This is a genomic window from Dactylosporangium darangshiense (assembly GCF_039537565.1).
Taxonomy (GTDB): domain Bacteria; phylum Actinomycetota; class Actinomycetes; order Mycobacteriales; family Micromonosporaceae; genus Dactylosporangium; species Dactylosporangium darangshiense.
This window is the reverse complement of record NZ_BAABAT010000033.1, coordinates 106,663-118,909: the sequence shown is the minus strand read 5'-3', so window position 1 is coordinate 118,909 and position 12,247 is coordinate 106,663. Positions and strand designations below refer to the sequence as shown.

11 protein-coding genes, 1 tRNA gene and 1 rRNA gene are annotated in these 12,247 nt (G+C 73.0%); 6 read left to right on the top strand and 7 right to left on the bottom strand.

Annotated features, from left to right (window positions below; translation table 11 throughout):
- Positions 1–7: 7 nt before the first annotated feature.
- Positions 8–124, top strand: a 5S ribosomal RNA gene (gene rrf / locus ABD901_RS41015).
- Positions 125–305: 181 nt separating this feature from the next.
- Here the strand turns inward: rrf and ABD901_RS41010 are convergent.
- Positions 306–776 carry a helix-turn-helix transcriptional regulator gene (locus tag ABD901_RS41010; RefSeq protein ID WP_345135982.1) on the bottom strand — a complete coding sequence of 157 codons (471 nt, stop codon included), beginning with the start codon at positions 774–776 and terminating at the stop codon, positions 306–308.
- 57 nt (positions 777–833) lie between these two features.
- On the opposite strand from ABD901_RS41010, the gene ABD901_RS41005 reads away from it, so the two are divergent.
- Positions 834–1,997, top strand: coding sequence for an FtsX-like permease family protein (locus ABD901_RS41005; RefSeq protein ID WP_345135980.1), 1,164 nt, complete (start codon positions 834–836; stop codon positions 1,995–1,997).
- Here ABD901_RS41005 and ABD901_RS41000 read toward each other — a convergent pair.
- Together ABD901_RS41000 and ABD901_RS40995 are read right to left on the bottom strand one after the other, a co-directional pair.
- Positions 1,942–2,217, bottom strand: a complete 276-nt coding sequence (locus ABD901_RS41000) for a hypothetical protein (RefSeq protein WP_345135978.1) — start codon at positions 2,215–2,217, stop codon at positions 1,942–1,944. The genes ABD901_RS41005 and ABD901_RS41000 overlap by 56 nt on opposite strands.
- A gap of 178 nt (positions 2,218–2,395) precedes the next feature.
- On the bottom strand, positions 2,396–3,451 hold the full coding sequence (locus ABD901_RS40995) for a hypothetical protein (RefSeq protein ID WP_345135975.1): 1,056 nt from the start codon (positions 3,449–3,451) through the stop codon (positions 2,396–2,398).
- Positions 3,452–3,595: 144 nt separating this feature from the next.
- Between ABD901_RS40995 and ABD901_RS40990 the strand changes: the two genes are divergently transcribed.
- From ABD901_RS40990 to ABD901_RS40980, 3 genes are read left to right on the top strand one after another with little or no spacing between them, the layout of a single operon-like run.
- Positions 3,596–4,354, top strand: a complete 759-nt coding sequence (locus tag ABD901_RS40990) for an ABC transporter ATP-binding protein (RefSeq protein WP_345135973.1) — start codon at positions 3,596–3,598, stop codon at positions 4,352–4,354.
- Positions 4,339–6,072, top strand: a complete 1,734-nt coding sequence (locus tag ABD901_RS40985) for a hypothetical protein (RefSeq protein WP_345135971.1) — start codon at positions 4,339–4,341, stop codon at positions 6,070–6,072. Before ABD901_RS40990 ends, ABD901_RS40985 begins: the two co-directional genes overlap by 16 nt.
- 53 nt (positions 6,073–6,125) lie before the next feature.
- On the top strand, positions 6,126–6,638 hold the full coding sequence (locus tag ABD901_RS40980; RefSeq protein ID WP_345135969.1) for a DinB family protein: 513 nt from the start codon (positions 6,126–6,128) through the stop codon (positions 6,636–6,638).
- Between the two features lie 12 nt (positions 6,639–6,650).
- Here the strand turns inward: ABD901_RS40980 and ABD901_RS40975 are convergent, their stop codons facing one another.
- A complete protein-coding gene (locus tag ABD901_RS40975) occupies positions 6,651–8,609 on the bottom strand; it encodes an Hsp70 family protein (RefSeq protein WP_345135967.1) in 1,959 nt (652 codons plus the stop codon).
- 204 nt (positions 8,610–8,813) lie between these two features.
- On the opposite strand from ABD901_RS40975, the gene ABD901_RS40970 reads away from it, so the two are divergent.
- A complete protein-coding gene (locus ABD901_RS40970; protein WP_345135965.1) occupies positions 8,814–10,070 on the top strand; it encodes a pectate lyase in 1,257 nt (418 codons plus the stop codon).
- A 61-nt stretch (positions 10,071–10,131) separates the two neighbouring features.
- On the opposite strand, the gene ABD901_RS40965 is transcribed toward ABD901_RS40970, so the two are convergent.
- The 3 genes from ABD901_RS40965 to ABD901_RS40955 form a co-directional block, all read right to left on the bottom strand.
- The gene (locus ABD901_RS40965) at positions 10,132–10,605 is read right to left on the bottom strand and encodes a hypothetical protein (RefSeq protein ID WP_345135963.1); all 474 of its coding nucleotides are present in this window, start codon (positions 10,603–10,605) and stop codon (positions 10,132–10,134) included.
- A 10-nt stretch (positions 10,606–10,615) separates the two neighbouring features.
- Entirely contained in the window at positions 10,616–12,139 is a 1,524-nt protein-coding gene (locus tag ABD901_RS40960; protein WP_345135960.1) for an ankyrin repeat domain-containing protein, read from the bottom strand.
- A tRNA-Arg gene (locus ABD901_RS40955) sits at positions 12,106–12,178 on the bottom strand. The genes ABD901_RS40960 and ABD901_RS40955 overlap by 34 nt, the downstream gene beginning before the upstream one ends.
- Positions 12,179–12,247 lie beyond the last annotated feature (69 nt).

The following is a 12,247-nucleotide window of genomic DNA, read 5'->3' as shown; positions in this document are numbered from 1 at the left end:
ATAGTGTTACGGCGGCCATAGCGGAGGGGAAACGCCCGGTCCCATTCCGAACCCGGAAGCTAAGCCCTCCAGCGCCGATGGTACTGCACCCGAGAGAGTGTGGGAGAGTAGGACGCCGCCGGACAAATTTTGGCTCAGGGCCCCACCATTCGGTGGGGCCCTGACGCATTTCCGGGGACGCACTCGTCGAGTTCGGTGGTGCTCCGTGAGGGCGCCGGCGACGTTTTGTTTCCGCGATCATGCGATTTCCGCTGCGGAGCGGGCCGGTTTCGCGGCAACGCGGAAACACAATGCTGGGAAGCGGGTCAGCTGAGGTCCAGGCGGGCCAGTTGCGTCCGGCTGGCGACGTTCAGCTTCGGGAATGCGCGATACAGGTGGTAGCTCACCGTCTTCGGGCTGATGAAGAGCTGCGCGCCGATCTCGCGGTTCGTCAAGCCGGCCGCGACCAGTCGTACGATCTGCAGCTCCTGCGGAGAGAGCACCGACAGTGCGTCGCCCGGCGGGGGCGTTGTCGACGGTTGCTCGCCGGCGGCGCGCAGCTCGGCGCGGGCGCGGGCGGACCACGGGGCCGCGCCTAGACGATCGAAGAGTTCGGCGGCGGCGCGCAATTGCGTGCGGGCCTCATTCTTGTGGCGTTCCCGGCGCAGGCGTTCACCGAATGCCAGGTGCGTGCGCGCAGCCTCCCATGGCCGTCCGTCGACGGCATGGTGGGTCAATGCGGTCTCGAAATGCGTGCGCCAGTCGGCCTCGAGCAGGGCACGACACCGCGCGAGCACCGCGTCCGACCATGGGCGGCGTGCAGCGTCGGCCCAGGCCGCGAAGCGAGCGCATGCATGCTCGGCTCGGGTGCGGTCGCCGGATCGAACCGCAGCCTCGACCTGCTCCGGGCGACGGGCGCGACCCCGGGTCAGATCCGGCGGATGGTGTACAGCGAGGCGCTCCTCGTCGCCGTCGTCGCCTCCGCCGCCGGGGCGCTGGCCGGGCCCGCGCTCGGCCGGCGGCTGCTGCCCTGGGCGGCGCCGAGCTGGATCACCGCACCGAGCGACCACTCCTGGCCGGGGTGGACCGCGTTCGGCACCGGCACCGCCGTCGCGCTGCTCGGCGCGGTCGCGGCCGCGTGGCGGGCCGGCCGCATGCGCCCGGGCGAGGCGTTGCACGACGCCGCCGTCGAGGACCGCGCGATGCCGCTCACCCGCCGCCTGCTCGGGATCGTGGTGCTGCTCGGTGCCCTGGCGATGATGGCCGCCACGGCGATCGGGGATCCGGGCTCGGCGACGAACCGCAAGACGTACATGCCGGTCGTGATGCTCCTCGTGGCCGGCGCCGGGCTGCTCGCGCCCGCGCTGGTCCGCCCGGTCGCGCGGTTGCTCACCGCGCCGCTGTCGCGGCTGCGAGGCGCGGCGGCGCTGGTCGCGTCGACGTCGGCGACGGCCTCGGCCCGGCGTACCGCCGCGATCGCCGCGCCGGTGCTGGTCACGGTCGGCCTGGCCGCGTCGCTGCTCATGCCGGCCACGTTCACGCCTTCGTCGCTGGCCGCGCTGCTGGCCGGCCACGACGCGAGGATCGCGACCGCGCCGGCTGCGGAGCCCGGCAACTCGGCGAGCCGCACCGGGTTGCTGGTGGTGCTGGCGATCGTCCTCGGGTACACGACCCTGGCGTTGGTCAACACCCTGCTGATGGCGGCACCCGACCGCGCCGGCGAGCACCGCACCCTGCGCCTGCTGGGCGCCACCGCGCCGCAGGTGCTGCGCGCGACGACCCTGGAGGTCCTCGTCGCGTTTGCCGTGGGTGTGGTACTCGCCGTGCTCTGCCTGGCGGCAACGGTCATCGGGTTGTGGCTCGCGCTGCTGCGCCTCGCCGGCCCGCTGCCGATCACGTTCCCGTGGCCGATCGTCGGCGCCGTCACGGCCGGCACCGCGCTGCTGGCGGTGCTGACCGCGGCTACTGCCACACGGGGTCGCCCAGCAACGAACGGGCGGCCCGCCGGGTGTCGGTGAAGGCATGCCGGCAGCTCCACGCATCCCGGTGTATCGCGGGCGACGCGGCGATGAGCGCGCCGCACTCGTCCTCGAACAGCCACCGGAAGTGCCCGTCCGCCACCTGCACGACGTCCAGTTCCCCGTTCATGTCCCGAATCCGCTCGACGGCCGGCTGCCACCGCCCCGGCCGCGGCACGTGCGCGAGTACGTCGGACCGTCCTTCGGTCCGCTGGATCATTCGCCAGGGCTCACCATCTCCCTGCGGCCCGGGCAACACCAGAATCACCGCAGGCGCCCCCTTCCGCTCGGTCCACCGTTCACTCGGCGAATGCCCGGCTTCGGCCCTTCTAACCTCCTGACCTGGGTTCGCGGTCGGGGCCGGGGGTCCGCCGCGACACCCCGGCCCGGCTGAAACCTCAGAAGGCGGAGTTTGCGCTGATCAGGAAGCCGGAGTCGATGCGGGTACCGGCGTTGGTGTAGCAGGCGACGTCGCGGACCACGATGTCCGTGCCGATGTAGAACCAGGACGTCAGCAGGTTGCAGAAGTCCGGCGCCGGGCCGGTCGCGGTGACCTGGACGGTGGCGGGGGTGACGGCCAGCTGCGGGAAGCGGACCAGCGACAGGCCGGTGCCGGCCGGGGTCAGGGTGTTGACCGCCGGGCCGAGGACGGAGTTGAAGTTCGTCGACGCGGGGCCGAGCGGCGGGGCGTTCCACAGGTAGCCGAAGTACTTCGGGGGCCAGCCCGCACCGTACAGCGACTGCTGGTACTGGTACGTCAGCGTGAACCGGGTGTTGAGCGGCGCGCCCGTCGGGCCGAAGCAGGAGACCAGGATCTGCTGGCCGGCCGGGGACGAGCTCCACTTCGCGACCTTGCAGCGCGCCGGTGCGACGTTGACGGCGGTGGCCTGCAGGCTGCCGTCGACCGGGCCGGGCGTGCTGAGGTTCGGCATCTTCACCAGCCACTGGCCGACGGCCAGCGGGGTCACCGAGTTCACCGCGCCGGCGGAGTTGAACTGGCTGACCAGGGCGCCGGTGGGCTGGGCGTCGACGTAGCCGAAGCGGCCGTTGATCGCGATCGTGGGCGGGCTGCTGCTCTCGAAGATTGCCGTGAAGGCGGTGAAGGCGGGGGTGCCGCCGGCCTTGTAGCAGTCGATGTACACGACCTCGTCGAGGCCCGCCGGGCCCCAGGTGTTGGCCTGGCACCAGTACGGTGCGTCGTTGATGGCGGTCACGTGGACCACGCCCCGCGCGGCGGCGGCGCCGGGGAACAGGACGCGATACCGGCCGACGGGGCCGGTGACGACGGTGGTGGTCGCGGGCAGCGTGCCGGTGGCAACGGTGGCGGAGCCGTTCCACTGCACGAACGCGACCTTGTCCGGCAGGGCCGCGCTGGCGGGCGCGGCCGTGGTCAGGACGGCGGCCGCGGCGGCGGCCGGCAGGAGCGAGGCCAGGATGGCCAGTCGTCTCATCATGGCAGGAATAGAAACATAACGATCTATCTATGAGTGTCGGGCAGATTACACACCGCAAGGACGGTGCATGGTGTAGCTAGCCCCACCCCGGCCCGGTATTCAGCCCCGATCCGGCGACGGCCCTCGATTCGTAGCGTCTTGGGCATGGAACACGCGTTGGAGATCCAGGGGCTGACCAAGCGCTTCGGCGACAAGGTCGCCGTCGACGGCATCGGGCTCGCCGTGCCTCGCGGCTCGTTCTACGGGCTCGTCGGGCAGAACGGCGCCGGCAAGACCACCACGCTCGCCATGGCGGTCGGGCTGCTGCGCCCCGACGCCGGCAGCGCCCGCATCTTCGGCGCCGACGTGTGGGCCGAGCCCGCGAAGGCCAAGGCGCTCGTCGGGGTGCTGCCCGACGGGCTCGCGATGCCGGAGCGGCTGACCGGGCGTGAGGTGCTCACCTACCTCGGCCTGCTGCGCGGGCTGCCGCGCGACGTCGTGGCCGCACGGGCCGAGGAGCTGCTCGCCGTGCTCGAGCTCGACGACGCCGGAAGGACGCTCGTCATCGAGTACTCCACCGGCATGCGCAAGAAGATCGGGCTGGCCACCGCGCTGCTGCACGGGCCGCGGCTGCTCGTGCTCGACGAGCCGTTCGAGGCCGTCGACCCGGTCTCGGCCGCGGCGATCAAGACGATGCTGCGCGGCTTCGTCGCCGCCGGCGGGTCGATCGTGCTGTCCAGCCACGTGATGGCGCTGGTGGAGCAGCTGTGCGACCACGTGGCCGTGGTCGACCGGGGCAAGGTCGTGGCCGCCGGCCCGCTGGACGAGGTGCGCGGGGTGCGGTCGCTGGAGGAGACGTTCGTCGGACTGGTCGGCGGGGAGCGGACCAACAACCTCAAGGAGCTGTCGTGGCTGTCGCGATGACCATGGTTCGGATGAAGGTCGCGATGCTGCGCCACGCGTACCGCGGGCAGCGCGCGCAGACCACCGGCACCGGCGCGGCGATCGGCGCCGTGCTGGCCGCCGGCACCGTGTACCTGGCCTTCCTGGGGCCGGACCTGCTCGCCGCCGGCTACGCGGTCTGGCTGCTCGGCTGGGTGCTCGGCCCGGTCTTCACCGGCGGCGGCGACGAGACGCTGCGCCCGGAGTACTTCGCGCCCCTCGGCCTGCCGCCTCGGCGCCTGGCCGCCGGGCTGCTCACCGGCGCGTTCGTCGGCGTCGCACCCCTGGTCAGCCTCGGCGCCCTGATCGGGCTCGCGGTCGCCGGCGCGCGGCTCGGCGCCGTCAACGCGCTCGTCGCGGTGCCCGCCATCGGGCTGCAGCTGGCCGCGTTCGTGCTGCTGAGCAAGGTCGTCGTCGCGCTGGTCGGGCTCGCCCTGCGCACCCGGGCCGGCGCGATCGCGGCCGGGCTGCTCAACGGCGCCATCGTCGCCGGGCTCGGGCAGATCTGGGTGTTCATGGTCGCCTTCGGGCAGACCGGCACGCCCGCCGCCGTGTGGTACCTGCCGTCGGGGTGGGGCCTGCTCGCGGTGCGCGGCCAGTGGTGGGCGCTCGCGGCGCTGGCCGCGCTGGACCTGCTGCTCCTGGCCGCGTGGGCAGCGCTGCTGGGCCGCCGGGCCGGCGCGACCCGGGTGTCCGGCGGCGGGCGGCGGCCGATCACCGCCGGCACCGCAGCGGGCGCCGTCGTCGCCAAGGAGCTGCGCACCTGGTCGCGCGATCTGGTCCGCAATCACTACCTGGCCTTCGCGCTGTCGTACGGCGTCTGTTTCGCCGCCAGCCCGCTGCTCATCGGCTGGAACGGCATGCTGCCCTACGCCGGGCCGATCTTCGTGGTCATGGCCGCCGGCATGTCCAGCAACCTGTACGGCTCGGACGGCACCGCGCTGTGGCTCACCATGATGGCCGGCGCGAGCGACGTGCGCGGCCGGCAGCTGGCCTGGCTGTCCACGCAGGGCCTCGTCGCGGTCGCGCTCACGGTCGGGTTCACCGCCATCACGGGCGGGCCGTGGCCGCTGGTCCTCGCGCTGCTGGTGGCTCTGCTGGGCGGTGCTGCCGGTCTGGTACCGCTGGTGTCGGTCCTTGCGCTCGTCCCCGCCACCGACCCGCACCGCCGCGCCGGCAACCCGCTGCGCACCAGCGAGGACGACGGCGGCCTGACCGGGCTCGCGTACCTGATGTTCGTCCTCGTCATCCTCACCGGAGCCCCCGCGGGCCTGGTCGCGGTGTTCTTCGGCTGGGCCGGAGTGGCGGTCGGCGTCGTCACCGGCGTCCTGTGCTGGTGGGGCTTCGGCCTGCTCGCCGAGCGCCGGCTGGCCACGCACGCCCCGGAGCTGCTGGACACGATGCGCACCGGCCGCAAGCCCACGTCGCCGGCCAAGCGCTCCTTCCAGGACCTCAGCCGCACCAGGCGCAACATCGCCGGGTGGTGCTTCGGCTTCGGCGCCGTCCCGCTGATCCCGCAGGGCATCCTGGCGGCGGTGTTCGTCGCGAACGGCATGCTGCGCCACTCCTGGTTCCTGGCCACGTACATGCCGGCGGGCTGGCGCTATCCGGTCGCCGCCGGGTTCATCGCCGTCGGGCTGGCCATGTACGGATCCGCCCTCTGGATCGTCCGATCGGCGTCAAATAAGGCCACTACCTGACCGCATCCCTCCGTACCGTCAATTCTGTCAACGACACCAGGAGGGCTTCCCCAATGACCACGATCACCCGCGAGCGCGCCGACCTGCTCGAGTCGCTCGGCGCCGCCCGGTTCTTTCTGCGCCACACCGCCCAGGGCCTCACCGACGCGCAGGCCGCGCACCGCAGCACGGTGAGCGAGCTCTGCATCGGCGGGCTGATCAAGCACGTCACCGAGGTCGAGCGGCAGTGGGCCCGGTTCATCGTCGAGGGCCCCGCGGCAGTCGCCGTCGCCGACGACCCGGCCGCCTACGAGACCTACGCCAACGGCTTCCGCATGCTGCCCGGCGAGACCCTGGCCGGGCTGCTCGAGGAGCACGAGCGGGTGGCCAAGGAGACCGACGAGCTCGTGCGCACCGTGCCCGACCTCGACGCCGAGCACCCGCTGCCGCCGGCGCCGTGGTTCGCACCCGGCGCGCGCCGCAGCCACCGGCGGACGCTGCAGCACATCGTGGCCGAGACCGCGCAGCACGCCGGCCACGCCGACATCATCCGCGAGGCGATCGACGGCCAGAAGACGATGGGCTGATCCCCCCGGGGCTCAGCGGTGCAGCGTCGCGGTCGCGCTGTAGGTGGCGGCGTCCGGGCGGTAGGCCAGTTCCAGGCCGCCGTCCGGGCCCAGGTGCATGGTGAAGATGCCGGTCGGGGTGCACCGGCCCAGGGTGATGGCCTCCTGCGCGCGGATCACGTCGCCGTTGATCGACAGCACCGTGAGGGTGCCCTGGCAGCCGGGTTCGACGTAGCGCACCTGGCCGACCTTGGAGCCCGCGGTGATGTCGATCCGCATTTGGTACACCTTGTTGTTGTCCTGCACATATGACCCGGTCCACGTGCCGGCCCAGCTCGACGGGTAGGCCAGCTCGGCGACCGGCGGCGCGGCCGCGACCGGGGTGGTCACGGCGGCGGCCGGCGTGGTTGGCTGGGCCCCGCCGACGGTGGTGGGCGCCGTGTTCGCGCCGCTCCCGCCGCCCGCGTTGCTCGAGGTGTTCGCGGCCGGCTGCCAGGGGCGGGTGACGGCCAGGACGGCGCCCGCGGCGACCAGGGCGGCGACGATGGCGACCAGGACGATCGTGCTCGTCGGCGAGCGCCGCGCGGGCGCGAACTGGGCCGGGACCGGCGCGGGCGGCGGGGCGCCGTGCCAGGTCGGCGGCATCGGCACCGGTGGGGTCGTGGTGACGAAGGCGGGAGGCGCTGAGGTCGGCGGGGCCGAGACCGGCGCCGGCACCGGGGACGGTGCGCTCACGGGCGCGGCTGCGACCGGGGCGGGGGTGGCAGCCAGCCAGGCCGGCGATACCGGGGCCATAGGCGGTGCGCTGACCTGGGTGGGCGCGGCGTTGACGGGCGCGGGCGGGGTGCTGACCGCGGCGGTCGCGCCGAACGGGGTCACCGGGCCGGGCGTCGGGGTCGCCGGGGCTGCGGCGAGGGCGGTGGAGACGGGACGGTCGCAGAGTGCGCCCTCGGCCACCACCAGCTCCGGCTGGTCGATCACGGTCGGCGCGATGCGCAGGGTCCGGTGCAGCAGCGTCGCGGCCAGGGGGATCCGCGACGAGCCGCCGACCAGGAACACCCCGCCGACGCGCTCCGGCGGGATGCCCGCCTCCTGCAGCGTCGCCAGGGTCGTGGCCGCCGTGCGCTCGAGCTGCACCCGGGCCGCCTTCTCGAACTCCTCCCGCGTCAGGCGCACCTGCCGGTCCACGAGGGGGAGGTGGAGATCGCCGCTCGCGTACCGCGACAGCTGCTCCTTCACCGCCCGCGCCGACTGCCACAGGGTCTGCCGGGCCTGCTGGTCGGCCGGGGTCTGCGGCCAGTCGAGGCGGCGCCAGGCCTCGACCGCGGTCGCCGTCGCGGTGCGCGCGTGGTCGACGACGGCGGCGTCGAGGTCGAGCCCGCCCACGTCGGGCAGGCCCGCCGAGGCGACGACGTCGAACCCGCCGGGCGTCGGCAGCAGGATGCTCAGGTCGAAGGTGCCGGCGCCCAGGTCGTACACCACGATCGCCCGCCCCGCTGGGATGCGCTGGCCGAGCACGGTGGCGAAGTAGCGGGCCGCGGCGACGGGCTCGGGCACGAAGCGCACCGGGGCGATGCCGGCGGCCTGCGCGGCCGCGGACAGCACCTCGAGCCGGGGGCGGCCCCACGCGGCCGGGTGGGTGAGCACGACGTCGGTGACCCGCTGGCCGGCGACCCGGCCTGCCTCGGTGTGCACGCGGTGCAGGACGGCGGCGACCAGGTGCTCGATCGGGAACTCGCGCTCGCCGAGCCACACCGCCCGGTCGTCGATGCGCCGCTTCGGGTTGGCCTCGAAACCGGCGGGCGTGCCGATGGCGGAGCGGACCGCGTCGGCGCCGACCAGCAGGCCGGTGTCGGGGCCGGCGAAGACCGCGGAGGGCAGCAGCGGGGAGCCGTCGAAGAGCAGCGGCCGGACCGGCCCGTCGGGCCCGGCCAGCGCCGCGACCGTGTTCGACGTGCCGAAATCTATTCCTAGCCGATAGCCCCCACTCACATCGCGACCATACGGCCAGCGACCGGGCAGGTGGGATGCCCCGCTCGGACCGTACCGGCGAGCCGAACATCCACCCCGATCCGCTTGTCCGGCTGAAAGTTTCAGAGATATCCGTCGATGTGACCGTAACAATCCGTGGCGCGGTTGACGCAGTTTCGAAACCTCCCTAGGTTCCGCAGGAAAGCGCTTTCCTAGGAGTGGTACATGCAAACCAGAACTGCGCGGCGCGGGGTGCGACTGGCGCTCGCCGCCGCGTCCGGCATCGCCGCCGTCGGCGGGATGACGCTGGTCGTCACCACGGCGGCGTCGGCGGCCACCGTGGACACGAACGCCACCTACGTCATCGTCAACCACAACAGCGGCAAGGTCATCGACGTCTACAACTGGGCGACCAGCGACGGCGCGCCGATCAACCAGTGGACGCGCAACGACCTGGCGGTCCAGCAGTGGAAGTTCGTCGACGCCGGCGGCGGGTACTACAAGATCAAGTCCGTGATGAGCGGCAAGGTCCTGGAGCTGCCCAACGCCACCGACGGGGTGCAGCTGGTCCAGAACGCCGACAGCGGCGCCACCACCCAGCACTTCCGGCTGCAGGACTCGTCCGGCGGGTACGTGCGCTTCGTCAACCGGCACAGCAACAAGGTCCTCGACGTCTGGGAGTGGTCGACCGCCGACGGCGCGAAGATCGCCGGCTACACCGACCTCGACGGGGCCAACCAGCAGTGGCAGCTGGTCAAGCTCGGATCCGGCGGCGGGGGCAGCACCCCGACGTCCGGCGGCGGCAGCACCCCGACCGGCGCCTGGCCCTCCGCCAGCGGCTCGGCCTCGGTCAGCGCGACGATCAAGGTGAGCGGGACGCTCGACGGCGGCATGAAGCGCTACTGCTGCATCGGCGACGGCGGGCAGAGCGAGAGCCAGGACCCGATGTTCGAGCTCGCCGACGGCGCCACGCTCAAGAACGTCATCATCGGCTCGCCCGCCGGCGACGGCGTGCACTGCCTCGGCCGCTGCACCATCCAGAACGTCTGGTGGGAGGACGTGGGCGAGGACGCGGCCACGTTCCTGGGCACCAACGGCGACTCGTACGTCATCGGCGGCGGCGCCAAGTCCGCCTCCGACAAGGTGTTCCAGCACAACGGCAGCGGCACGGTGCACATCAGCAACTTCTACGCCAAGAGCATCGGCAAGCTGTACCGCGGCTGCGGCAACTGCACCAACCACTACGAGCGCCACGTGACCGTGGACAACGTGCTGCTCGACAGCACCAAGTACGTGGTCGGCATCAACACCAACTGGGGCGACACCGCCACGTTGACCCGGGTGGTCGTGCAGAACTCCTCCGGCATCCACATCTGCGCGGAGTACACGGGCGTGGCGAAGGGCAGCGAGCCGAAGTATCTCGGTGACGGGATGGGCGACGGCCACTGCAACTTCAAGTCGTCCGACATCACCTACAAGTGACCCGAACCTACAAGTGACCGGTCGCGGCCCGCGGGAGCCCCACACTCCCGCGGGCCGCGGCTCAGTCCAGCAACGCTGCGGGCAGCTCGATGCGGCCGGGCTCGACCAGCAGGGGCTGCACGGCGTGGTCCTCGTAGAAGCGCACGAAGCCGGCGAAGCCGATGGACTCGCCGTGGCGGGCGACCCGCCCGAGCAGCGCGCGGATCGCCGGGAACTCGTCGGGGTGGATCTCCTGGCGCAGGGTCAGCGCCCAGCCCGGCCGGCCGTCGCGCTCGACGAGCTCGGCGACCAGCGCGCCGGGCAGCTTCCGGCCGGCGCCGCGGTGCGCGAACAGCGGCTCCGGGTCGGTGTCCCACTCGCCGTCGGGGTCCTCGGGGTCGCCGAGCGGGAACGCGGGCCCCGGCGCGCCGCCGGTGAGCGGCAGTGCGTCGGGCTTCGGGCCCTGGCCGAGGTGCCAGCGCAGCTCGGCCAGCTCGTCGTCGGGGATCGCCGGGCTCAGCGCGAGCGTCACCAGCAGCTCGTACATGTCCGACATGGCCGACACTCTATCGCCCGTTCATGAACCTCAGGTCCCGGTCGTCGGCATAGTTGCGCGCCACCGCGGCCGCGCTCACGCCGTGCACGGTCTCGGCACGCGGGTCGGCGCCGGCCTCGCACAGCAGGCGCAGCAGCTCGGGGTCCGCGCCGTTCATGACGCCCACGTACAGCGGGGTCCGATCGACGTTGTCCCGCGCGTCGACGGGCACGCCGGCGGCCAGCAGCGCCGGCAGCACGCGCTCGTAGTCGAGCCACATCGCCATGTGCAGCAGCGACCAGCCGTTGCCGGCGCGCATCAGCGGGTCGATGGTGCCGTCGGCGAGGCCCGCCAGGAGGTACTCGGTGTCGCCGTGCTGCAGGCGGTGGATCACCGCGCGGCGGTGCTCGTGCAGGGCTCGGGGCAGGCGCCCGCGCCCGCGGTGCCAGAACTCCTCGATCGCGAAGCAGCCGCTGCTGGCGCCGCCGAGGGCGCGCAGGGCGGCCTCGCGGGTGTGCTCGACCTCGTCGTGGTCGTGCAGTTGCAGCGCGCCGCTCTGGATGGACATCCGATGCCACTCGCCGTGGCACTTGGCCCGGAAATATCCGATATTTCGGGGTGGCTCGGGCGGAGGCGCCCCGCGTGTTGGTGCGGCCTCCGGGAACAGTGCGGCGCGGATCAGCGGGTGCAGCTCCGACGGCGTCAGAAGGCCGGCCGTGAGCAGGGCGAGCTCGGGCGGTACCGAGGAAGTGGGGATGCGGACCGGCACCTCCAGCCACTCGCCCGGATCGAACGGTTCCGCGGTCACGGGTCCGTCGGCCGGCACGGTCAGCTTCAGGTTGGCGCCGAGGATCGTGGACACCTCGGTCACGCCGAACGCCGCCGCGGCCTCCCGGGCGAGGTCGGCGACGCCAACCGGGTTGGTCGGGGCGCCCTTACCCTGCAGGTTGCCCAGGGCGTCGGGGTTCAGCGCGATGCCGCACTCCCGCCAGGCGGACTCGAAGTCACCGGCGGACAACAGGGAGTACACCCGAGGCTGCATCCACATCGCGTGCAGCCGATCGGTCGCGCGGACGTCCCAGGTGTACCGCGGGGCGAGGTACCAGCGCTCGTACTCGAGGTCGGACAGGCCGACGACGCCCAGGCGCACCCGCTGCGCGCCGGTCGGCGAGCGAGGAAGGCGGACGCACAGGAGCGGTGCGGTGCCGGCGCCCGACCGCGGTGCGAGAACGGCGCTCACCCGGGCCTGCAGCGTCGTGCGGCCGCCCTGGTGGCGCGGCAGGTGCCACCACAGCAGGTCCAGACAGAGGTGGCGCAGGTCGTCCTCGAGCGCCGCGGCCGCCTCGGCGCCGAAACGCTCGCGCACCGCGGCCAGGTCGATGTCGACCGTCGCGGGCAGCAGGGCCGCGGCGGCGCGCCAGTCCCCGGCCGCGCGCAGGCCGGCCGCCCGTTCGACGAGCTCGGGGGAGGGCATCTCGGCGCGGACGCGCGGCCATTGCGGCCAGAGGGACGGTGGAAAGGGCAGGCCGGCCGGAATCGAACCGGCGTCCTCCATCTTCGCAAGGTGGCGTGACGACCTCTGCACTACGGCCTGCCGCGGACGAGGGTACCGGCGGGGCGCGCGCGCATGTGCAGAAGGTATCGACGCGCGGCAAATGCCGGC